General features: G+C 42.8%; 20 protein-coding genes and 2 pseudogenes. 14 read left to right on the top strand and 8 right to left on the bottom strand.

All coding sequences use genetic code 11. The annotated features are described in order from the left end of the window. Positions 1 to 198 precede the first annotated feature (198 nt). Positions 199 to 3030: an excinuclease ABC subunit UvrA gene (gene uvrA, locus E5Y90_RS13255; RefSeq protein WP_174660433.1), complete on the bottom strand. Its 2832-nt coding sequence runs from the start codon at positions 3028 to 3030 to the stop codon at positions 199 to 201. A gap of 225 nt (positions 3031 to 3255) precedes the next feature. Here uvrA and E5Y90_RS13250 point away from each other — a divergent pair, with 225 nt between their 5' ends. Beyond that, positions 3256 to 3447 carry a hypothetical protein gene (locus E5Y90_RS13250; RefSeq protein WP_174660432.1) on the top strand — a complete coding sequence of 64 codons (192 nt, stop codon included), beginning with the start codon at positions 3256 to 3258 and terminating at the stop codon, positions 3445 to 3447. Positions 3448 to 3595: 148 nt separating this feature from the next. Here E5Y90_RS13250 and tenA read toward each other — a convergent pair whose 3' ends face one another. Then, the gene (gene tenA / locus E5Y90_RS13245; RefSeq protein ID WP_151206879.1) at positions 3596 to 4273 is read right to left on the bottom strand and encodes a thiaminase II; all 678 of its coding nucleotides are present in this window, start codon (positions 4271 to 4273) and stop codon (positions 3596 to 3598) included. 221 nt (positions 4274 to 4494) lie between these two features. Between tenA and E5Y90_RS13240 the strand changes: the two genes are divergently transcribed. From E5Y90_RS13240 to ahpC, 9 genes are all read left to right on the top strand, one after another. Continuing rightward, a complete protein-coding gene (locus E5Y90_RS13240; RefSeq protein WP_151205081.1) occupies positions 4495 to 5583 on the top strand; it encodes a DUF475 domain-containing protein in 1089 nt (362 codons plus the stop codon). 151 nt (positions 5584 to 5734) lie between these two features. Next, positions 5735 to 7099, top strand: a complete 1365-nt coding sequence (locus tag E5Y90_RS13235) for an MFS transporter (protein ID WP_174660431.1) — start codon at positions 5735 to 5737, stop codon at positions 7097 to 7099. Positions 7100 to 7147: 48 nt separating this feature from the next. Next, positions 7148 to 7720, top strand: a complete 573-nt coding sequence (gene ssb, locus E5Y90_RS13230; protein WP_174660430.1) for a single-stranded DNA-binding protein — start codon at positions 7148 to 7150, stop codon at positions 7718 to 7720. Positions 7721 to 7875: 155 nt separating this feature from the next. Further along, positions 7876 to 9102: a site-specific integrase gene (locus tag E5Y90_RS13225; protein WP_174660429.1), complete on the top strand. Its 1227-nt coding sequence runs from the start codon at positions 7876 to 7878 to the stop codon at positions 9100 to 9102. Continuing rightward, a complete protein-coding gene (locus E5Y90_RS13220; protein ID WP_174660428.1) occupies positions 9095 to 10651 on the top strand; it encodes a site-specific integrase in 1557 nt (518 codons plus the stop codon). The genes E5Y90_RS13225 and E5Y90_RS13220 overlap by 8 nt, the downstream gene beginning before the upstream one ends. Further along, complete coding sequence (locus E5Y90_RS13215) at positions 10644 to 12767, top strand: integrase (RefSeq protein ID WP_174660427.1); 2124 nt, start codon at positions 10644 to 10646, stop codon at positions 12765 to 12767. Before E5Y90_RS13220 ends, E5Y90_RS13215 begins: the two co-directional genes overlap by 8 nt. A gap of 1 nt (position 12768) precedes the next feature. Beyond that, positions 12769 to 13188 (top strand): hypothetical protein, encoded by a 420-nt coding sequence (locus E5Y90_RS13210; RefSeq protein WP_174660426.1) that lies wholly within the window; start codon positions 12769 to 12771, stop codon positions 13186 to 13188. Between the two features lie 265 nt (positions 13189 to 13453). Next, a complete protein-coding gene (locus E5Y90_RS13205) occupies positions 13454 to 13600 on the top strand; it encodes a hypothetical protein (protein WP_174660425.1) in 147 nt (48 codons plus the stop codon). A gap of 153 nt (positions 13601 to 13753) precedes the next feature. After that, positions 13754 to 14317, top strand: coding sequence for an alkyl hydroperoxide reductase subunit C (gene ahpC / locus E5Y90_RS13200; protein WP_174660424.1), 564 nt, complete (start codon positions 13754 to 13756; stop codon positions 14315 to 14317). A gap of 68 nt (positions 14318 to 14385) precedes the next feature. Here ahpC and E5Y90_RS13195 read toward each other — a convergent pair whose 3' ends face one another. Together E5Y90_RS13195 and ycaC are read right to left on the bottom strand one after the other, a co-directional pair. Next, complete coding sequence (locus E5Y90_RS13195) at positions 14386 to 15309, bottom strand: LysR substrate-binding domain-containing protein (RefSeq protein WP_174660423.1); 924 nt, start codon at positions 15307 to 15309, stop codon at positions 14386 to 14388. A 142-nt stretch (positions 15310 to 15451) separates the two neighbouring features. Then, positions 15452 to 16079, bottom strand: a pseudogene (gene ycaC, locus E5Y90_RS13190) (isochorismate family cysteine hydrolase YcaC). Between the two features lie 306 nt (positions 16080 to 16385). Between ycaC and E5Y90_RS13185 the strand changes: the two are divergent. The 3 genes from E5Y90_RS13185 (at position 16386) to E5Y90_RS13175 (ending at position 19831) form a co-directional block, all read left to right on the top strand. Further along, complete coding sequence (locus E5Y90_RS13185) at positions 16386 to 17261, top strand: pirin family protein (protein ID WP_174660422.1); 876 nt, start codon at positions 16386 to 16388, stop codon at positions 17259 to 17261. A gap of 415 nt (positions 17262 to 17676) precedes the next feature. Continuing rightward, positions 17677 to 18984, top strand: a complete 1308-nt coding sequence (locus tag E5Y90_RS13180; RefSeq protein WP_151205312.1) for an FAD-dependent oxidoreductase — start codon at positions 17677 to 17679, stop codon at positions 18982 to 18984. A gap of 1 nt (position 18985) precedes the next feature. Continuing rightward, a complete protein-coding gene (locus E5Y90_RS13175; RefSeq protein ID WP_151205311.1) occupies positions 18986 to 19831 on the top strand; it encodes an SAM-dependent methyltransferase in 846 nt (281 codons plus the stop codon). 73 nt (positions 19832 to 19904) lie between these two features. Here E5Y90_RS13175 and E5Y90_RS17715 read toward each other — a convergent pair. Both E5Y90_RS17715 and E5Y90_RS13170 read right to left on the bottom strand, forming a co-directional pair. Next, a pseudogene (locus E5Y90_RS17715) lies at positions 19905 to 20008 on the bottom strand (IS982 family transposase); the annotation flags it as partial. Between the two features lie 143 nt (positions 20009 to 20151). After that, on the bottom strand, positions 20152 to 21072 hold the full coding sequence (locus tag E5Y90_RS13170; protein WP_151205310.1) for a Dyp-type peroxidase: 921 nt from the start codon (positions 21070 to 21072) through the stop codon (positions 20152 to 20154). Between the two features lie 157 nt (positions 21073 to 21229). On the opposite strand from E5Y90_RS13170, the gene E5Y90_RS13165 reads away from it, so the two are divergent. After that, a complete protein-coding gene (locus E5Y90_RS13165; protein ID WP_151205309.1) occupies positions 21230 to 21850 on the top strand; it encodes a LysE family transporter in 621 nt (206 codons plus the stop codon). On the opposite strand, the gene E5Y90_RS13160 is transcribed toward E5Y90_RS13165, so the two are convergent. Then, positions 21844 to 22299: a DinB family protein gene (locus E5Y90_RS13160; RefSeq protein WP_228723996.1), complete on the bottom strand. Its 456-nt coding sequence runs from the start codon at positions 22297 to 22299 to the stop codon at positions 21844 to 21846. The two genes, E5Y90_RS13165 and E5Y90_RS13160, sit on opposite strands and share 7 nt — an antisense overlap. A 118-nt stretch (positions 22300 to 22417) precedes the next feature. Further along, complete coding sequence (locus tag E5Y90_RS13155; protein WP_151205308.1) at positions 22418 to 22897, bottom strand: DUF523 domain-containing protein; 480 nt, start codon at positions 22895 to 22897, stop codon at positions 22418 to 22420. Positions 22898 to 22902: the final 5 nt, after the last annotated feature.

Here is a 22902-nt window from a genome sequence, read left to right as displayed (position 1 = left end):
AATTTCATACATTAGGCGTTTTAAAAAAGATACTTAGTCAGCAAATCAGTGTTGAATTACAGCCACAAATTAATACTTTAATATTTGAAGTACTTGATGAGGAGGTAAAAGTATCTAGCCCTGAAAGACAAAAAAATATTGAATATGTCATAAAAAGATTAAAAGAATAAAAAAGGGCTCTTATGAGCCCTTTCTAAATCACTTTAACAACGGCTTCAAGAATTTACCCGTATGTGAAGCTTTGACTTTCACGACCTGTTCAGGCGTACCTTCCGCGACAATCATACCACCACCCGAGCCGCCTTCAGGACCTAAGTCCACGACCCAGTCGGCAGTTTTAATCACGTCCAGATTATGTTCAATTACCACGATGGTATTGCCCTTGTCGCGTAGCTGATGCAGGATGTCCAGCAGCTTGGCAATATCATGAAAATGCAGACCCGTAGTAGGCTCATCCAGAATATACAGGGTTTTACCGGTATCGCGTTTGGCCAGCTCCCGCGCCAGTTTCACCCGTTGCGCTTCACCACCAGAAAGAGTGGTCGCAGACTGACCCAGACGGATATAACCCAATCCCACCTGATGCAAGGTTTCCAGACGACGGTGAATCACCGGAATGGCATCGAAGAAATGCATGGCATCTTCGACGGTCATTTCCAGCACATCTGAGATGTTTTTGCCCTTATAGTTCACTTCCAGCGTTTCACGGTTATAACGCTTGCCCTGACAGGCATCACAGGGCACATACATATCTGGCAGGAAGTGCATTGCTACCTTGATCATCCCGTCTCCTTCACAGGCTTCACAGCGTCCACCTTTCACGTTAAACGAGAAACGACCCGCCGTATAACCACGACCTTTGGCTTCCTGTGTTTGTGAAAACAGTTCACGAATCGGCGTGAACAGGCCGGTATAGGTTGCTGGGTTTGAACGTGGTGTACGGCCAATCGGACTCTGGTCAATATCGACCACTTTGTCCAGATACTGCAGGCCATCAATTGAATCAAACTTTTCAGCGGTCAGCGTGGTCGCACCATTGAGCTGGGTTGCTGCCAAGGGCAGAAGGGTTCGATTGATCAGGGTCGATTTACCTGAACCGGATACCCCGGTGATACAGGTCATGATGCCCAACGGAAGGATCAGATCGACTTTCTTTAGGTTGTGCCCGGCGGCGCCCATCAATTTGATCTGTTCTTCCGGTTTAGGGGGCTGGATGCGTTTTTTTGGCACCTCAATTTTCAGTTTGCCAGACAGATATTTTCCAGTCAGGGAATCTTCGTGTTCTGCCAGTTCCTGATAGGTTCCTTCCGCAATGATATATCCGCCATGTACCCCGGCACCCGGGCCAATATCAATAATATGGTCAGCGGCGCGGATTGCATCTTCATCATGTTCAACCACCAGTACGGTATTGCCCAGATCGCGCAGACGGATCAGGGTTTGTAACAGGCGATCATTGTCACGCTGATGCAGGCCAATCGAAGGTTCATCCAGAACATACATGACACCCATCAGGCCGGCACCGATTTGGGAAGCCAGACGGATACGCTGTGCTTCACCACCCGACAGAGTTTCGGCAGAACGTGACAGACTAAGATAATTCAGGCCGACTGACACCAGAAAGTGCAGACGTTCACGAATTTCCTTGAAAATCTTGTCCGCGATTTCACCACGGGCACCTTCCAGATTCAGGCTCTGATAATAACTTTCGGCATCACCAATCGACATGCGGGTAATGTCGGCGATGGTTTTGTCCAGAATCTTCACATTACGCGAGATTTCATTCAGACGTGAACCATCACAGGCATCACAGGCGGCATTCGATAGGTACTGTGCCAGATCATCGCGTACATAATTGCTTTCTGTTTCACGGTAACGGCGTTCTAGGTGGGGCAAGATGCCTTCAAAAGGCATGACCCGGTTATGACGGCGGCCGCGTTCATCAATATAGCTCAGGTCAATTTTTTCCTTGCCGCTTCCATACAGGAATTTCTTTCGGGTGTTGGCATCCAGCTCTTCCCAAGGAGTATCCAGAGAAAAGCCAAAATGCTCGGCGACTTTTTGCAGCATGCCATAATAATAAGGACGCTGACGGTCCCAGCCGCGGATCGCGCCTTGGCTGATGCTGACCTCTGCATTCGGAATCAGTTTCTCCGTACTGAAATGGCTGCGTGTCCCCAGACCGTCACAGACCGGGCAAGCACCAAAAGGGTTGTTAAAGGAGAATAGACGCGGTTCCAGTTCGGCCACTGCGCGTTCACATTCCGGACAGGAGTGCTTGGCAGAAAATACCCGATCCTCATGCTCATCTTTCATCCAGGATAGAATCGCGATATCTCCACCCAGACGTAAGGCTGTTTCAAAGCTCTCGGCAATACGGTTGCCCAGGTCATCACGCACCTTAAAGCGGTCAACTACCACTTCGATACTATGTTTTTTCTTTTTATCCAGCTCGGGTGGTGGATCAATTTCCATGATCTCGCCATCGACACGGGCCCGGACAAAGCCCTGGCTTTGCAGCTGTTCAAACAGGGCAGTGTATTCGCCTTTACGTTCACGCACCACAGGCGCTAATAATAACAGTGCAGTACCTTCTTCCAGTTCCTTAACCGCATCGACCATTTCACTGACCGTTTGCGCGACCATCGGCAGATCATGTTCAGGACAATAGGGTGTACCGACACGCGCATAGAGCAGACGTAAATAGTCATAAATTTCGGTAATTGTTCCGACCGTTGAACGTGGGTTGTGGCTGGTGGATTTCTGTTCAATCGCAATGGCGGGACTTAGGCCTTCAATTGAGTCGACTTCCGGCTTTTCCATTTGGGAGAGGAACTGGCGCGCATACGCAGACAGGGATTCTACATAACGGCGCTGGCCTTCGGCATAGAGCGTATCAAAAGCCAGTGAGGACTTGCCTGAACCCGACAGTCCCGTAATCACCACAAACTTGTCGCGTGGGATATCAAGGCTCACATTTTTCAGGTTGTGGGTACGTGCACCTCGAATACGGATGTGGCTTTGGCTCATGCAATGATCCTAGAATATTCATCAAAAACCTTTATATGATACCGAATGAAAAATGTTCAAGTGCAAATAAAAGTATTTTAAACGTCAAGTTATGTCGGATATTGGTCACGTCCACTATATAAAGACCAGTGCTTGATTGTGGTTAATTTTTGCTCATTGCTCGCTTGGCAGGTAGGGTAGTGAGGCGGATTTGATTTTTTCAAAGCATATATCATGCGGAATATCATGAAGCAGTGGGCCCTAGAAGTTGAGTTGATTTTTCAAAAATTGAGTATAGTCTTCTTCAAAAAATCCAGAGCAAACAGACCATTGCAGCAAAGACCCAGCAAGCTTCCCAGCAAGTGGAACGAAACTAAAAAAAATTATCAAAACCAAGACCTGCGAGTATCAGAAGAGGAAGTTTTTTGCGGTGATTGAGAGGCTTAACAGCAGAGGAAATATGGAGATAAAGAAAAACTGTAAGTGAGGGAGAACGGCGATTGTGCATATTTCATCGCTTGATGAATAAAAATGCCAGTCAATGGTTCACTGACTGGCATTTTGGATGGATTTTAGAAACGAAAATTTAGTTCACGTCATCCAGACCTGGCCATTGGCGCTGTTCAAAGGCACTCTCCCAGAACAGCCATTCCAAACGGGCCGCATCGGTATAAGCCTGATGCATTTTCTCCAGTGTATCGGCATCCACCCGCTCGGCAATACGGTCAATAGTGCTAATTACATTACGCACTGCGGTATGGAATTCTTCACCGGCATAGGTATCAATCCAAGCCTGGTAAGGGTTATTCGGGGCGGCATTATCAATAATGTCCTTGCCCACTTCTGCATAAATCCAGAAACACGGCAGCAGGGAAGCCACCACCACCGGATAGCTTTCTGCCCAGGCCACCGCCTGTAAATAAGAAGTGTAATGATGGCAAGCCAGTGTCAGCGGGGTATTTTCAAACTGCGCCTTGCTAATACCAAAATCCTGCATAAAGCCATCATGCAGGCTGCGTTCGACCACAATGGCAATTTTAGCCGCCTCACTAAACTGGATAACATCATCGGCTTCAAACGCTTTCGCCGCACAGACAGCCAAGGCACGGCCATAAGCCAGCAGATAATGCGCATCCTGAATCACATAATGACTAAAAGCCTCACGGCTGAGTGTTCCCTGTGCCAGTTGCTGGTTAAACGGCAGAGCCAGTGTCTTTTGGTAGAGCGCAAGATTACGTTGCCAAACCTGTTGTGAAAAACTCATGCTGAAATCCTTAGCAGTTTAAGTTAAGCCATGCAGCACTATAGCAAAGAACCGGCTGTTTAAAAGACCAGGGAGGCTGCCTTGAGAAAATAATACAAAAGACCACAGGAAGTGCTTTGGTTTGGGCCACAAAAGTTTCATAATTGGCACAGTTTATTGTGTCCGTATTGCAGTTCTACTGAAAAAATACGTCTTATTTAATTGATTCAAGGTCGATATGTATGTTGAAACATTTTGGTTTCTCAATCGCATTCTCGATCGTGTGTCTTGGTTTGTCTGCTTATTGGGGTTATACCCATGGTCCGGAAGCGGGCTTGCAAACCATGCTCACAGCGCTTGCCATCACCGCTATCTTAGCGATTATGGAAGTGTCGTTATCTTTCGATAACGCGGTTGTCAATGCCTCAGTCCTACGGGGATGGGATCCATTCTGGAAAATGTTATTCCTGACTATAGGGATTTTGATTGCCGTATTTGGTATGCGTTTAATCTTCCCTGTGGCCATTGTCGCGGTGACTGCGGAAATGGGCTTTATGGAAGTGGTACGGCTGGCCCTGAATAATCCTGCAGAATACTCGGCGCGTTTGATGGCCCATCATCCGGAGATTGCTGCTTTTGGTGGCGCTTTCCTGTTGATGGTGTTTTTGAACTTCTTCCTGGATGAAGAGAAAGACACGCACTGGTTCAGAATGCTGGAACGCCGTCTTGCCAACCTGGCTAGTGTTCCGGCCATGTCGGTCTTTATTGCCCTGGTGGTGCTGTTAATTATGGCTGGCAATGTGGTAGAAGATAAACGCTTGGCAGTGACCATGGCTGGAATCTGGGGCATCGTGATTTATATTGGGGTGCAGGTCCTCAGTCATTTACTGGGCGGTGAGCCGGAAATTGATGAACAGGGCAATGCCATTCGTCATGATGAAAATGGCGTACCGACGGGTGTGGTCAAAGCCGGTATTGGTGGTTTCCTGTATCTTGAAGTGCTGGATGCCTCTTTCAGTTTTGATGGGGTGATCGGAGCCTTTGCCATCACCTCTGATGTGGTCATTATTATGCTGGGGCTGGCGATTGGTGCGATTTTCGTCCGTTCAATGACCATTTATCTGGTAGAAAAAGGCACACTGGATGCCTATATCTATCTGGAGCATGGCGCGCATTATGCAATTGGTGCTCTGGCCTTTATCATGATTGCCAGCGGAACCGGCTTGCATGTTCCTGAAATTGTGACTGGCCTGATTGGGGTGGCCTTTATTGTCTGGGCTGTCATTGCCTCTATTCAATATAAGAAAAAAGAAAGTGCCCTGCATCAATAAGGAATTCTGATATTGAAAAGCGTGGCTCTGGCTGCGCTTTTTGCTTTTCAGCCCCTGCTGATTTTTATTTCAAATAAAAATCATGCCTTACTGGGGATGGAATGTCCTATAATCTGTGCACCAAGATTAATTCGCTGAATCGCCTGAATTTATGATGAATGCTTTAGAACGTCGCTCGACCTTTGCCCTGAGCAGTATTTTTGCGCTGCGCATGCTGGGGTTGTTTATGATTATTCCTGTATTTTCAGTAGCAGGGCAGTCATATGAATATGCTACGCCTGCGCTTATCGGTCTGGCGGTTGGTATTTATGGCCTGACTCAGGCGTTGCTGCAAATACCGTTTAGCCTGATCGCTGACCGTTATAGCCGTAAACCCCTGGTGGTTCTGGGCCTGTTGCTTTTTGCCCTGGGCGGTGCGGTTGCCGCCATGTCCGACACCATTTATGGAGTCATCATTGGACGTGCAATTGCAGGTGGCGGCGCAGTCTCGGCTGTGGTCATGGCCTTGCTGGCCGATGTGACCCGTGAAGAAAACCGTATGAAAGCAATGGCAGTAATGGGCATGAGTATCGGCCTGTCTTTTGTGGTCGCGTTTAGCTTGGGGCCTTGGCTGACCGGACTGGTCGGTATCTCTGGCCTGTTTTGGGTCACGACCATTATGGGACTGGCTGCAATCGCCATGCTGTTGATGGTACCTAAAGTCAGCCGTCATCATAAAAACTTCCAGCAGGGGTATCTGACCCAGCTAAAACAGGTGCTGAAAATGGGCGACCTGAACCGTCTGCATATTTCAGTTTTCACCCTGCATTTATTGCTCACTGCGATGTTTATCTATGTACCTTCACAGCTGATCGAATTTGGCGGTTTACCGTTGTCGAGTCATGGTTGGGTCTATCTGCCTTTACTCTTGATCAGCCTGTTTTTTGCGTTTCCAAGTATTGTACTCGCAGAGAAATACCGTCAGATGCGCGGTATTTTCCTGACGGCAATTGGCGGCATTATTTTGGGCCTGCTGATCCTGATTTTCGGTTTTGAATCCAAATATATATTGCTGGCCGGACTGGGCCTGTTCTTTATTGCCTTTAACGTGATGGAAGCTTTGTTGCCGTCCTGGTTGTCCAAGGCAGCCCCGATTCAATCCAAAGCCACCGCAATGGGCGTCAATGCCAGTAGCCAGTTTTTGGGTGCATTTTTTGGTGGCGTGATTGGTGGTCAATTATTGCTTTTGAACAATACGTTGCTGGGTTGGAGTATCTTATCGGCAATTGCTATAATTTGGCTATTGATGAGTTTTGGATTGGCACAACCTCGTTATCTTTCCTCACTGGTACTTCGTTTACCGGAGACCCGACAAACAGACGAATGGACTTCTCAGCTTTTGGCAATTCGTGGTATTGAAGAGGTTGTGGTGATGTCTGAACAGCAAGTGGCCTTTGTCAAGGTCGACAAACAGCAGGTTAATGAAGTCTCGCGACAACAATTAACGCACTTGTTAGGTAAAGAGGTAGCCATTTAAACATAACTCTTATAAAGTAAAATAGATACAAATAGGAATACAGATCTCATGCGTGGTGTAAATAAGGTTATTTTGGTTGGTACTTTAGGTCGAGATCCTGAAACAAAAACTTTCCCCAATGGGGGCTCCCTTACACAGTTTTCGATAGCAACCAGCGACTCGTGGACAGATAAAAATACCGGTGAGCGTAAAGAGCAAACAGAATGGCACCGTATTGTGCTGCACAACCGTTTAGGTGAAATTGCACAACAATACCTGCGCAAAGGTTCTAAAGTGTATATCGAAGGTTCATTGCGTACCCGTCAATGGACCGATCAGAATGGTCAGGAACGCTATACAACAGAAATCCGTGGCGAACAAATGCAGATGCTAGATTCGGCACGCCAACAAGGTGAACAGGGCGACAATGGTTTTAACCAGCCGCGCTTTAACAATAATCAGGGCGGCTATGGCAATAATAACCCGCAAGGTGGCTATGGTTCAGCGCCACAGCAAGCTGGTTTCAATAACAACCAGGGTGGGGGGTATGGCAACAATAACCCGGGCGGCTTTGCACCCAAAGCACAGCCGGCGCCAACTCCGGCACCTGCGGCCGATCTAGATGATGATTTACCGTTCTGACACCTACTAGAGACCATGTTTTGTAAAGTTTATAAAATTATTCTTTATTAGTAGTTAGTTACAAAAGAAATTTACAGATACTAGAAATGGTTCTGTAAATTTTTTTACTTATGATTTATGATATTTAATACTTAGATATTTTGTTAAATAAAGCCATGATGTTTGTTAAAAGATTTGTAATGAGTGGTGGTGAGAGATTCGCTGTTCTTTTGAATAGTGATGGTGTTCCTATGACTTATCCAAATTTATATACGATCATTCATTTAAGAAATCGTGGTCAATCAATCAATACTATTACAGCTATTCTAGAAGATATTAAGTTGCTGTTTCAGTTATTGGATAAGTTAGGAATTGATTTGGAACAAAGGATTAAAAATAAAGATTTTTTAAAATTAGATGAAATCGAAGCTTTAGTAAATTTAACCAGTTTCAATCGTAGCCGATTAAGCGGGACAGCTTCAAAAAAAAAGATCATAAGTTTTCCAAAAAGTAATAACAAAGAGCGAGCTAGAGCAAAATTGGTTGTTACTCAGGACTATGTATCCAAACAATTGATATATCGGCGGTTAACTAATTTTGCCGAATATATTGGGTGGTTTGAGACGCATCTTCATTCATCTGCAATAACAAGTACAAAGCAGTTTTTAAAATCTCGTAGACCTCGTAAGTCCATGGATATTCAGGCTGAATACAAATCTTTTGATACTGATCAACTAAATAAAATTTTAAAGGCAGTTGATCCTGATAATCAGAACCGTATTTGGACTTCAGATTACATTACTTATAGAAATGAGCTGATTACCTATTTGTTTTTATATCTTGGGTGTCGTAAAGGTGAATTATTAAATTTAAAAATTACAGATATAACACCCTCTCAAGGTGGTACGTCGTATCTTACTATTAAGCGTAATCCTCATGATGGAAGTGATTCTAGGCTATATCAACCGTTGGTTAAAACTAGAAGTCGATCAATTGCAGTCAATCAAAACTTAAAGAAAAAATTAGAAACTTACATTTTAAATTATAGATCAGCCATACCGCATGCAGAGCTAACAGACTTTTTGATTTTATCAAATAAAGGTAAACCTTTATCAATAAAAGCTCTAGATAAAATCTTTTCAGAAATTTCTGAAGTCGTTTTATTCAATGTGCATGCACATGCATTTAGGCATACATGGAATGATAAATATACAGATAAAGTTCAGACTTTAATTAAATCTGGAAAAATAACAGAAGACCAGGCTGAGAGAGATCGTGCGTATCTGATGGGGTGGATACCTAACTCACAAAGTGCAAGAAGATATTCAAGACGTGCAGAGAATAAGCGTGCCGTAGAGGTTGGCTTAAGTATCCAAGAAAAATTTGAGGATGAGAATGAATAAATCAATTCGAATCGATAGTTTAGATAAGTCGCAAAATACTTTTACCTCATTCAAAGGTTATGAGTTTAGTATCGATGATCAGAAATGGGTATTAGATATCAATAAAACTATAGATATCTCTCGTATACGAAATTTTGAGTTTTCTGTCCAATCTGATGTAGTCATGACTTTGGTTCATTTTGCTAAGTATAGTTCAAGTTCACATACAGCAAACATGTGCGAATATATTGGTAAATATTTTGATATTACAGGAGAGGATCATTTTTCAATTAAAGGTCTTTTAAATTATAAAAATTTTTATTCGGCAAAAAAAGATGAATACAAAGTAGCTATGCTACGAGTCTTTTTGAAGAAACTATATGATTTGGGTTATTCCTCAGTAGATGATGAAGTTTACGATCTAATGGATTCATGGAGATTGAGTGGCAATGAAAAAGGAGCAGCAGTCCTTTCCCTTGATCCAGATGAAGGTCCATTTAGCCCATTTGAATTTCAAACAATTATCACTAGAACCAATGAATATTTAGCAGAAAATAAGATTTCCTATTATGAGGCTGCTCTAATTCGTGTTTTTTGTGCGACTGGTAGACGACCAATTCAAATTGCTGGGTTAAAAGTAAAAGACTTATACGAGACCGATAAGTATAAGTTTAAGGATGAAAAAAAAGTTCATGTACTCAATATTCCAAAAGCTAAAATAAGAGGTGCTAGTGGATTTCGTTATGCTTTTCGTGAAGTAGGAATTCGTGAAAGTATCGTACAAATATTGTTTGAGCATACTCGAATTTTAAAGCAGAAATTAAGTAAAGAAATAAAACGAGAGCTATCTGAACAAGAGTTTGCAGAGCTACCGCTATTTTATGATTTTGAGAAATTGGTTAATTTGGATTGGGAAAATCGGCATGAAATTTCAGAAATTTTGCCAAAAGAAATTATTCATTTGCCTACGGTTCAATTAACTCAAAAGTTAAAAGATGCGGTAAGAAAGCTTGGTGTTCGTTCAAGGGAAACAGGTGATCCAATATTTGTTAATGCTTATAGATTTCGCTATACGCTTGGAACAAATGCAGCTAGGCAGAAAGCGGGTGTGAATGTGATTGCAAAGTTGTTAGATCATCATGATACGCAAAATGCTCACTGTTATGTGCAGAGTGTGCCCGAAATTGCACAGCAACTATCATCTATAATGGACGATAGTTTACGCAAATATGCAGATGCTTTTCAGGGGAAAGTTGTAAGAGATGAGATTGAAGCCCAATCACAAATTAAAGACGCGAATAGAATTTCTTCTGTAGAACAAGATTGTGACGTTGGTTCATGTGGTACAAATCAATACTGCAATGATTATGCACCAATCGCATGTTATCTATGTAGCAAGTTTATGCCTTGGGCAAATGCACCTCATTATTTGGTTCTAGAGCAATTAATTAAAGAGCGAGATGATCTAATTGCGATGGGTTGTAGCCTTGAAGTCGCTGCCGTGAATGACCGTACAATTATTGCCGTTCAGCAAGTTATGGATGCTTGTAAGGAGTTCAACCATGGATAATTTAATATATTTTCCATCTGACAAAATCCAATCTCCTTACTCCGAAATTAAGCAGTTTATTGATTTTGTTAAACAATTATCTGAATTAAATGAAGATATTAAATTTGATGAGAATTATTGGAAAGGCGAAGTAAACTTTGTCAAAACAGGTATTTCATCCAAAGATAGATCACCTGAAAATCTTTTGCATCATTCAATTCTAGAATTTGCCAAAGCCTATGTTAAGTATCAAAGAATTAACAGTAAGTTAAAAACTCAAGATACGATTCTTTCAATTCGGGCCATAGAACAAATATGCTTAGACCGATATGGTGAAGTTGATTTAACTAAATTGATTATTGCTGATTTTGACTTAGCTGCTGAAAATGCAAAGGAAAACTATAAAGCAAGTTCTGCTTATCATGTGGGTAGACAGCTAAAGATTCTTTTAGACTTTCTTCGCCAATTAAAAATATTAGCTTTACCAGATTGGAAAAGTCCAATTAAAAAGCCTTCTGAAAAATCAATTGTGTTAGATGCAGAGTCAGAGGAACATCGAGCTTCTAAACTTCCTGATGAGGATGCTATTTTTGCTCTAGCTGATATTTTCTCTCGAAAGGATTCAGAGTTGTCAGGTAGAGATATTTTTGTCACCAGTGCTGTGAGTTTGCTTCTAGCTGCTCCAGAACGAGCATCAGAGCTATTTTTCTTAAAGCATAATTGTATCCATGAGGAAGAAGTCCAAACGGTTTCTAAGAGCAGTTTAGGGCTTGTGGCAGATGGTTCTAATATTGAGAAAGTATTAGGTATCAGGTGGTATGCACAGAAAAATTATGGGTATGACATTAAATTCATTCCGAGTGTCATGATTCCAACGGTCAAACGGGCTATTAAACGTTTGATTAAGATGTCAGAAAAGTCTAGACATTTAGCATATTTGCTTGAGACAAGTGATAAATTTCCGAGACATGAGCTTTGTCCCAAAGTGCCTGATGATCAGTTATTAAAACGTAGTGAAGTGTTGTTGGCAATGGGGTTTGATGTGTCGCAATATGATGACAGTCAAGCAAATAAAAGTGCAAAACAGTTTTTAAAAACTCGTGATATTCCTATTGGCGATTATGAAGTCTGCCTGAACGATTTAAATATCATATTGCGAAATAGACTGCCAGATGGCTTTCCTTACGTACCTTTTAAAACAGGTAATGGCGTACAGGTTAAATGGTCTGAAGCTTTATTTTGTTGTTTTGCAAACCAATTTGACAAGGTTAAACCAACTATTTTGTCAGAATTATGGATGCCTCATATTGATACTATAAATGAAGACTTATCTCCTACCAAAAAAAAGAAAAAAGGAAGTGATGAGTTAACAAATGTTCAATCCATTTTCCAACGATGGGGATATGGTGACTACAGTGTGTCTACCCATCAATTTAGGCATCTTCTCAATACGATAGCAAATACCAATGGAATGGATAGCATGTTACTCGCTAAATGGTCAGGGCGAGCTGATATGAAGCAAAATCGAGTATATGACCACACTTCGGTTGAAGATCGTAATTTTGGCTTAATTGAGATGCAGAAAAATGAGGTTGGTACAGTAAATACTGATAGTACATTTACATTTCAGATCGCTACACCTCGAACTCTACAAGAGCTAAATACCAAAACAACATTGTCTATGCACACTACCGAGTTTGGACTTTGTACACATTCTTATATTGATGAACCCTGCCTAAAGTATAGAAATTGTCTTAATTGTACGGAACATGTCTGTATTAAGGGGGATGAAGAAAAGAAAAAACGGCTTCAAGATCGACTTAGAAAAGAAAAAATCTTATGGGCAAAGGATAAGGAAGCTGTTAGTAAAAATGTTACTGGTGCAACGGTCTGGTTGGGGACTAGAGAGCTTACGATTAAACGTTGTGAACAGTTAATTGCCCTACTAGATGATTCAAACATTCTTGATGGAACGCCTTTAAGTTTGCCGCCTTCGGAAGATGTTACACATCTTGATTTAGCGTATCAAAAAGCAGGTCGTAAACGTATCCCCGTTATTGAGAATACTCAACGGAAAAAGATAGAGGATGAACCACATTTGCTCAGTCCTGCATTGCAAATGGATTTATGGATTTGATATGGCACAGCATTTAACTGACAAAGACATTGAAAATATTGTCGAGCTTCTTGATTATTGGTCTTTAGATGAGAAATTAACATGGGAGCGGCTCTGTAAGGCTATTGAATTACAGTTAGAACTTGTACCTGCACCAACTCGTCAAACATTGCAGAAATACGCTCGTATTAAGAATGCTTATGACCAAAGTAAAAAGCCATCTAAGGCTTTGAATGTAAATACTAATAAGACGAATAAACTACCTGCTAGTCTGAAAATTGCTCAAACTAAAATTGAGGCTTTGGAGGCTAAGAATGCAAGATTGGAAAAAGAAAATGCTATGTTGTTGGAACAGTTTGTGGTGTGGCAATACAATGCCCATAAGTATGGGCTCAGCATTGATAAATTGAATGAGCCAATGAGCAAAAAAAGTTCGGATTGATCAACAATCGAAGAGCTAAATGAGTTCTTAGTTCAGAAGCAATAGTAAAGTGTATTAGCTCAGGCTTACGTTCCACTTTAATATATTTGTTTTCATAACTTATTAGTTATCAGCAAATTTTTAGTGAAATAAGAAAGTGTAAATTTTTAAGCAATTTCTCATTGAATTTTTACAAAATACATCACATAATGATATAAGTTAATGAAATATATGTATTAATCTTATTTTGGTGTGTATATCCATTTTGAGTACTGAAAACCGGTAGATGATCCGCTCAAAAGCCTGCCAATCTGGTGGGCTTTTTTATTTAGGTGGAGAATCGCTCACTGGCCTGGCCTTAAAAATAAAACTTTCCAAAGAAGGCGGGAATTTAAATAGCTTCCCGTACAAAGCTGGGATTCTTTATTATTGAAGAAATAAATAAAAATTGAATATTCAATAGAAAATTTTAATCTAAAAATCCGATAGTTTTTATGGAAATTTGCGGTTTTTCCTATTGATTGGTTTTCTGTATTCTAGCTGTATCGAATGAATACACAATTTTAGCAATAGATAGGAAAATCGAATGAGCTTAATCAATACTGAAGTCAAAGCATTCAAGGCCACTGCTTATCACAACGGCCAGTTTGTTGAAGTGTCTGAGCAGGACATGAAAGGAAAATGGTCCGTGGTCTTTTTTTATCCTGCAGACTTTACCTTTGTGTGTCCAACCGAATTAGGTGATCTGGCGGATAACTATGCTGAATTCCAGAAGCTGGCTGTGGAAATCTATGGCGTATCTACCGATACTCATTTTACTCATAAAGCCTGGCATGATACTTCGGATGTGATTGGTAAAATCCAGTATCCATTAATTGGCGATCCAACCTGGACCTTGTCTAAAAATTTCGATGTGCTGATTGAAGCTGAAGGCTTGGCAGATCGGGGTACTTTTGTGATCGATCCGGATGGTAAAATCCAGATCGTTGAGATCAATGCCGGTGGTATTGGCCGTGATGCCCAGGAACTGCTGCGTAAGATCAAAGCAGCACAATATGTGTATGCCCATCCCGGAGAGGTATGTCCTGCGAAGTGGAAAGAAGGTGAAGAGACACTGGCTCCTTCAATTGACCTGGTCGGTAAAATCTAATCAATTCGATCTAACTGCCAAGATCCAGCCCATACAGGCTGGATTTTTTTATTTAGGCTGTAAAAGACTCAGCTTATATAGCCGTTATGCTGGGTGGCGGTAGTTCTTAAACCCTGTATCAGATGTTCGATTAGCTTTTCCATCACCAGACGTTGTCCTTTGCGTGAGGCATAGACCAGTTGTACAGTGCCCATATTGGAACACCATTCGGGCAAAATATGTATCAGGCGGCCTGCCTGTATATCTTTTTCAACGGTTAAATAAGGCAGGTCGGCAATTCCCAAGCCATCCATCACCGAATAATATACTCCGGCTAAATCATTGCTTTTAATACGTGGCTGTAAGGGGATTTCGATTTGTTCATGACCGCTGATATGCTGTAAAAGCCAAGAGTGGTGTGGTTTTTGTGTGCCCAGAACGATGGTTGGAAATTGATGTAGATCTGCCGGAGACTCAATCTGGCGGTTCTTTAGCAGACTTGGGCTGGCGATTAAACAGTGCGTGGTTTTAATCACATCACGAACCACAATGCTGGAGTCTTCATTCGCCTGAAAGTTGGTACGAATTGCCAGATCAATATCATCATGCAGCACATCGACACGCCGGCTGGTCAGCTCCATTTCTACCTGAACCTGAGGATAGGTCTGTAAAAAATCATTTAATAAGCTGCGCACCTGATAGTGCATCATGAGTGACGGGCAGCTGAGCTTGATCAGGCCTTGCGGTTCGCTCCTCTGTTTCAGCAGGACACTGTGCGCGCATTCGACCTGATGAATGATCTTTTCACATTCCTGAAAGAATTCCTGACCTAAGGGCGTAACTTTAAAATGGCGTGTGGAACGCTGGATTAGGGTGACATTGAACTGTGCTTCAAGGTCCAGAATGCGCCGGCTGAGTTTGGACTTGGTGATATTGGCGGCTTCACTGGCTGCACTAAAGCCGCCATGTTTCACGACCAGATAAAAATAATAATAGTCATCAAATGAATGCATGTATTAGCCTGGCATATTGAATTCATCTCAAAGTTATAGCATAGGATAAGTCAGACGAATTCCCAAAGCATCTCTTCTGATCGGAACAAGGATCAGTGTGCTTAAAAGCAGCCCGAAGGCCGCTTTTAAGTACTCGATGGGATTATTTTGCTGCAGTATTCTGGTTATAGCTGTTGATGAGGTTGCGATAGTCAGGAATATGATTGCCAAATAAAGCCCCCAGACCTTCAATATCGTTACGCCAGTCACGGTGCAATTCACATGCAGTACCGAACCAGGTCATAAGCTGTGCACCTGCCTGAGACATACGATCCCAAGCAGAATCACGGGTGAGATGGTTAAATGTACCCGAAGCATCTGTGACGACAAAAACCTCAAAGTCTTCTGCGAGTGCTGAAAGCGTAGGAAAAGCCACACATACTTCAGTGACTACGCCTGCAATGATCAGTTGTTTTTTTCCGGTTGCTTTAACCGCTTTCACGAAGTCTTCATTATCCCAGGCATTGATTTGGCCAGGACGGGCGATATACGGGGCATCTGGGGAACATTTCTTTCAGTTCTGGGACCAAAGGGCCATTCGGGCCTTGTTCAAAACTGGTGGTTAAAATAGTAGGAAGATTAAAGTATTTTGCAGCGGCAGCCAGTGCCAGCACGTTGTTTTTAAATTTGTCCGGATCAATGTCACGCACCAGAGAGAGCAGACCGGTTTGATGATCTACTAACAGAACAGCTGCATTGTCTTTGTCTAAACGTACATAGGGCTTAGCCATTTTTATACTCCTCGTTATTCAGTATTGGAGACACCGGCTTGAGCTATGTATTGCCGACGTCCCTGAACTCCATAATAGTCATGAAAATGAGACAAAATAAGCCCAGGTTACAGGAAGCTTAATCTTAAAATAGGACAAAGCCTAATTTCTATTGTTTTTAAAGACTTATAGAAAGTTTTTTAGCTATTTAAAGATATCACTGTCCTATATTTGGAATACTGAATATTAATCTCACTCTATCTTGGGCGCAGGCGAATGCTTAAAATAAGCATATGTTTATCCTATCGTCTATATAGGAGTGAAAAGATGAAAAAAGTGATCGGTGTGTACCGTAACCAGCACATGCACTGGGTAGGTGACGGCTTTCCAGTCAAAAACCTGTTTTCTTATGACCGCTTAGGTCAGGCCATCAGCCCATTTTTATTGCTGGACTATGCTGCGCCTTACCATTTTGATCCCGCGACGGTACAGCGCGGTGTAGGTTCACATCCACATCGTGGCTTTGAAACGGTGACCCTCGCTTATCAGGGTGAGGTCACACATCAGGACTCCAGTGGTGGTGGCGGCACGATTCAGGCAGGCGATGTGCAATGGATGACTGCAGGTGCTGGTGTGATTCATGAGGAATTCCATTCTCCAGACTTTGCCCGGCAGGGTGGCCTGTTTGAAATGGTACAGCTTTGGGTGAACTTGCCAGCCAAGGACAAGATGACTGCGCCGGCTTATCAGGCGATCACCCAAGCAGAGATTCCACGCATTGAAATGGACCATGAGGCCGGGCATATCCGGGTGATTGCAGGGGAATATGGAGGACATCATGGTCCTGCGCAAACTTTCAGCCCGATCAATGTATGGGACGGAGAGCTAAAAGCAGAATATGAAACCTTCCTCGATGTACCCGCACACCATACCACTCTACTGGTGTTGTTAAAGGGGGAGTTGGTGGTGAATGGCGCGCAAAAAGTGCTGGACAGTTCCATTGTTATGTTTGCCCGTGACAGTGATTCTGTGATTCAGTTACAGGCCTATCAGGACAGCCAGTTTGTGCTGCTCAGTGGTGAACCGCTCAATGAGCCAATCCAGGGGCATGGTCCATTTGTAATGAATAATAAAGCTGAAATTATTCAAGCCTTTGAAGATTTCAATCAGGGCCGCTTTGGTAAAATTCCCGTGAAGAGCTAAAGATATTTCAGTCCAGAAAACAAAGAAGCCTCTGCTTTTGCAGAGGCTTTGATCTTTTTATGCGCTGTAGTTTTTATTGTTTTGAGTGATTTTCTTATAAATCCATCTTGATACTTCTGGATGAATTTATAGTTTTATAATGGCTACATTATACACTTAGCGGATTTTTTGTAAACCGGTTGTTAAAATAATGGTTAAAAAAAACATATGTTTTTAAATATTTTTTTCTTATAACTAAATTAAAAATAAAGATAACCAGTCGTATTTTAAAAATTATTCCAAGGTGCTGAGCGGGATAAAAAATCATGGAAATTTCTGTTAATAGAGGTTTACGAAAAAAAAATATTCTGGAAGATTTTAATAACCTGTTTGCCGGGTGCATGGTTCATAATTTCTTTCAGTTTTTCAATGACGGATGATCAGCTTGGATATCGCAGTAATTGGTAGTGGCATGGCCGGACTGGCTACAGCCAGAATTCTTCAGGACGCAGGACATCATATCACCATCTTTGAAGCGCTTCAGGGTCGCGGCATGGACAGCCATAGCCTCGAGTTTGAAGGTGGCTTGATTGATGCCCCTTTACGTGTGATGAATCCTTATCTGTGGAAGAATACGCTGAGCCTGGCCACTCATCTGGGCATTAAAACCTATCCGGTACGTACCTACATGGCCTGTAGCTGGTTATTTGAAGACCGGACCGAAACCTGGCTAACCACTTCACGCAGCCGAATTGGCAATATTCCAATTATCAATAACCGTAAAGGGATCCAGCAATATGGCTGGCGACTGGTCAAAGGCCTGTTGCAACTCAAAACAGCGCTGACGAAATTTTTTAAATCCGATCATCAGGACATCAGCCTGGCAGAATTTATTAACCGTAACGAAATCGAGGAAGTATTCTGGCATGGTGCGGTGATGCCGGTACTGTATACCATCTGTACCTGTAATCCGAAAACCATCGGAGAATGGCCAGCCAAACCTTTACTCACCTTCCTGCGTCAGTTGACCGATGGGGATGCCTTGCTGCGTCTACAGGGCGGCACGCCAGCGCTGGTCGATAAACTGATTGAAGGCATTGAAATCGAAAGCGGCGCACGGATTGTGTCTATCAAGCAGCAGGATGACAAGGTACTGGTAGAGAATTCAGCCAGTCTGGTAAAAAGTTTTGACCGGGTGGTGGTGGCAACACCCACCGTGCATATTGAAGAATTTCTCGATCAGTCACAATTCAAAGATGACATTGCGCTGTTAAAGAAATTTAAGTTTGAACAGGGTGAGCTGGTAATTCATAGCGATAGCAGCGTGATGCCGCCGAAGCGTAAAGACTGGGCTGTACTGAGCTATATGATGGACCGTAAGTTCACCCGTCAGCAGTTTACCATCTGGCTGAATGCCATTGAACCGACCCTGGTGGGTAAGTCTCCGGTATTTCAGACCTGGCGTCCAGTCACTGACATTGATCCGAAAAAAATCATTTCTTCGGTGAAGCTGACCCGTGCGGTGGTAGATGCCAATACGGTCGCCCTAAATCAGGAATTACAGCAACGCCATCTGGAATTGAACCGTAAAGTCTTCTTCTGTGGTTCCTGGTCATGCGACGGCTTGCCGATTTTGGAATCGGCCGTAACTTCGGCAATGAAAATTGCAGAAATTCTGGGTGCGCCGTTGCCATTTAAAGGACTCAAACCTAAAGTAGAGGTTGCTCCACAACTCGGTTACTAAAATGAAATGGCTCCAGCGACTGCGTCAAGCTATTCCTCAACATAAATATGCCATTCAGGCAACATTGTTGGGAGATCAGGCACAGTTGCCCTGGAGCAATTTGGGATATTGGCAGGCAGGTGAGCAGGATTATGTCACGGCCTGCCGTCATCTGGCTGACCATCTGGCGCAAGCCGTCCATTTAAATTCAAAAGATAAATTACTTGATTTGGGCTGTGGTCAGGGAGCCAGTTTGCTGCATTGGCAACAGCAGTATCAGGTCCAGTATCTGGCAGGTGTCGAGTTACAGCCTGCTTATGTCAGCAATATTCGACAGCATCTTCCCGAGCTAAATGCTATTTATCAGACATCTTTTCTGCATTTAAAAGACATGCAATTGCCCCAGCGTTTTGATGTCGTGCTTAGTCTGGATGCGGCCTATCATAGCCCTGTGCCGTTATTCCTGGCGCAGCTTCGCAATGTTTTGAATTCAAATGCACGAATCGGTTTTCATCATCTGGTCCTGACCAAAAACTGGGAATATTTAAGTCCATTTAAACAACGTCAATATCAGCTGCTGCTTAAATCTGCTGATGTGAATTTAAACGACTTAATGAGTGTAGAGGTCCTACAGGACTGTCTAACCCAATTTGAATTTAAAAATATTCAGATTGAAGATCTGACTGAAGCCGTATTTTCAGGCTTTGCGAATTATGTTGAAACAACTTTAAATTCAAACAAATCCAAACCAAACATTAAAGCGCAAGTGCTGGATGATTTTAAAATTCAGATGACTGCGAAGCTTTGCGCTAAGCTTTATCAGGACGGCGTGGTGCGGTATGTACAAGTGACTGCACAAGCAGTTTAAGGCATGCGTACAGGAAAATGAAAGCTTTAGAAACATCAAAGCCTCACTAAAGAGCGAGGCTAAGAAAAGATCCCATTCTCAAACGTTTGTTGCTGTATTTTAAAAAATTCCAATAGGTTGCTTCAAATTTCTGAAAAAATCATCAATGATGCAGAAGAAATATGTGAAATGGAACATGGTGGCTGAAGGCGTAGGTGGTGTGGTAACTCCCTAATGGTTTTCAGCCACCTTTTTTTTAAGTGAATTTCTTATCTGCGATTCAGGTTATTTAATTAATTCAAATATTTATAAAAATCAGACCTACGCCGGCTTTTTTATTCTTACCCTTCCAACACCTCTTCCAGCAACTCCTCACTCGGTGCAAAGTAATAGGCGCCATCCATTGGAGTTACAAAATGTAGCAAGCGGTCATGGATTCCATCGCCAGAGGTACCGAACATGCGCTCTAACATGGCATCAATAATGGTTAAGTCTTTGGTATAGGCAATAAAGAATAGACCTTGGTCACCACGGCCATCACCATAAGGTAGAGAATGACGCAGAATTTCCATTTCCTCACCTTCCTCATCTTCCACTACAGTACGTGCAACGTGCGCATTTTCAGGTTTTACCTCATCCTCCAGTTCGATGGATTCCAGTTTACTACGACCCATCACTTGTTCTTGGGCATCAACTTTTAACTTTTTCCATTTTTCCAGATCATGTGCATAACGCTGTGCGAAAATGAATGAACCGTCCTGGAAAATGCCTGCATCTTCACCGAGTAAAGCGACCTCAGCACGGTCATCAGGAAATTGCGGGTTCTCTGTCCCATCAATAAAACCGGTAATATCACGGCCATCAAAATAACGGAAGCAGACACGCTCATCCAGAACATGAACTTTGTCACGGATGCCTTCAAAAAAAGCCTGGCTTAAAGCGAAACAGATATCTGCGCGTGCACTGGCGATATGAATCAGAACATCTGCAGGTACGACTGGCATGTCAAATGAACCCTGAATCGGCTCAAGCTGTTGAAAGCCGGCAGGGCTTTGTGAATAAAGTCGTGACCAAAGCTCAGGGCCAAAAGCGACTGCGGTTTTAATTTGTGCTTGAGGATGCTGGGTAATCAAACGGTCACGGGTACTAAATAACAGTTCTAATTGTTGTTTAAGTTCTTCAAGGCTTAAATCTTGCAGACGTAGCACAATAAAACGAGCATGATCTGAGGGTAATGGCAAAATTACAGATTGGGCAGACATTCATGAATCCTGTAATAAATTTCTGTTTTTCAATCAAACTATTGTGCCTGAATCGCTACAGAGTGAATAGTATTCGACTTGAATTTCACCAGGATTTTGACCTGAAGATATTGGAAAAGTCATATAATACTCGGCAAAACTGCTACTGAGCTATGTCATGTCCTATCAAGTTTGGTTTGCCTATATGTTGGCCTGCTGGGTGATTAGTATTTCACCGGGTGCGGGTGCAATTGCGTCCATGTCGAGTGGCTTGAATTATGGCTTTCGTCAGGGATACTGGAATGCGCTGGGCCTACAGCTGGCCTTGCTGGTACAAATTGCAATTGTAGCAGCCGGGGCAGGAGTGCTTTTTGCCACAACACCTTGGGCATTTTTGCTGGTGAAATGGTTTGGAGTTATCTATTTACTTTATCTGGCTTTTTTACAATGGAAAGCACCAGTGCAATCTATCCAGATTCAGCATGAACTGGCCCGTAAATCAGCCGGAAAATTGCTGTTAAACGGTTTCTTGGTCAATCTGAGTAATCCCAAAGCGATTGTATTTTTGCTGGCTGTATTGCCGCAGTTTCTGGATCTGTCCAAACCGCAATGGATTCAGTATGTAATTATGGCCGCAACCATGATTATCATTGATCTGATTGTGATGGCCGGTTATACCGGACTTGCTGCCAAAGTTTTACGCTTACTTAGTTCAGCGAAACAGCAAAAGGTGATGAATCGGAGTTTTGCGGTCTTATTTGCGGGCGCGGCATTTTTATTAAGTCTGGTACATCAATGAGTTGAGGAGTTTTGCTTATCTAGAAGCATATATATCATGTCCAGTTCAGGCGAGGCGTAGTCTAGCATTATGAGGGCAGCAGTGATTTGCCCACGGTGATGGGTGGCATGATTAAAAACGTGTATTAATGTGGCAGCATAAGGAAGTTGCAGAGCTTGGCCACGCGAGCTTCGATAGCTGATTAAGCTATTTAAAAGGTCTTGATTTAAAGCAGTGCCTAAGCTTTGCCATTGCAGACAGCTTTGATTGAGTCGTTTGAGCAAGGCCGTACGATCTGGTTCAAGAATATGATTTAAAGGTAGTATCGGTGAAAACCCGTGATAGAAACGGGAAAACCATAAGTGGTCAGCCAGCAATAAATGATTGAAAGTACCGGAAATGCTTTGAAAAAATAGACCGCAGTCCTTACAGAAGTCCTCATCAGAGAGAGGTTCAAGTGCTGCCGTCAGACGTTGAGTCGCCTAAATATGGTAGCGTGTCAAAAGATCAATGGTCTGGATATTCATCAATAAGCTGTTGTTTTTAGAATGGCTGAGTATAGGGCTTCTCGGACAGCGATCAAAAAATTCAAGAATTCAAACTGGATAAATTTGCTAGAAACTCTTCCTCTGTGATGACCTTTATACCATGCTGCTTAAATAAGGCTGCGGTAACCCCATCTCCCTGAATTTTATTTCCCGTAAACGAACCATCATAAATCAGATGGCTACCACATGAAGGGCTGTTGGCTTTTAAAATCGCGTCTGTAACCTGAAAATCCTGCGCAACTTTTAAGGCCGCATAAGCACCCTGTATAAAGGCCTGTGATACATCTTCTCCCTCTCTATCCAAGACCGATGCCTGCTGATGAAGTACATCCAGTCCAGAACCCTGTTGAATTTCAGCGGGCGGGCGTGGAATGGCCAAGCCGCCATGAACTTCTGGGCATAAGCTGACATATTGCTGAGCAAGGAGCTGCTCAACGATTTCTTTGATTAGACAGTCTTGTCCATCATAACGAACTTTCTGGCCAAGCAGACAGGCACTGATAAAGTAACGCTTCGTCATGGCAG

Origin of the sequence: Acinetobacter sp. 10FS3-1, from assembly GCF_013343215.1 — a bacterium.
Lineage (GTDB): Bacteria > Pseudomonadota > Gammaproteobacteria > Pseudomonadales > Moraxellaceae > Acinetobacter > Acinetobacter lwoffii_C.
Note: the sequence above shows the minus strand (reverse complement) of the source record. Positions and strands in the feature narration are given on the sequence as shown.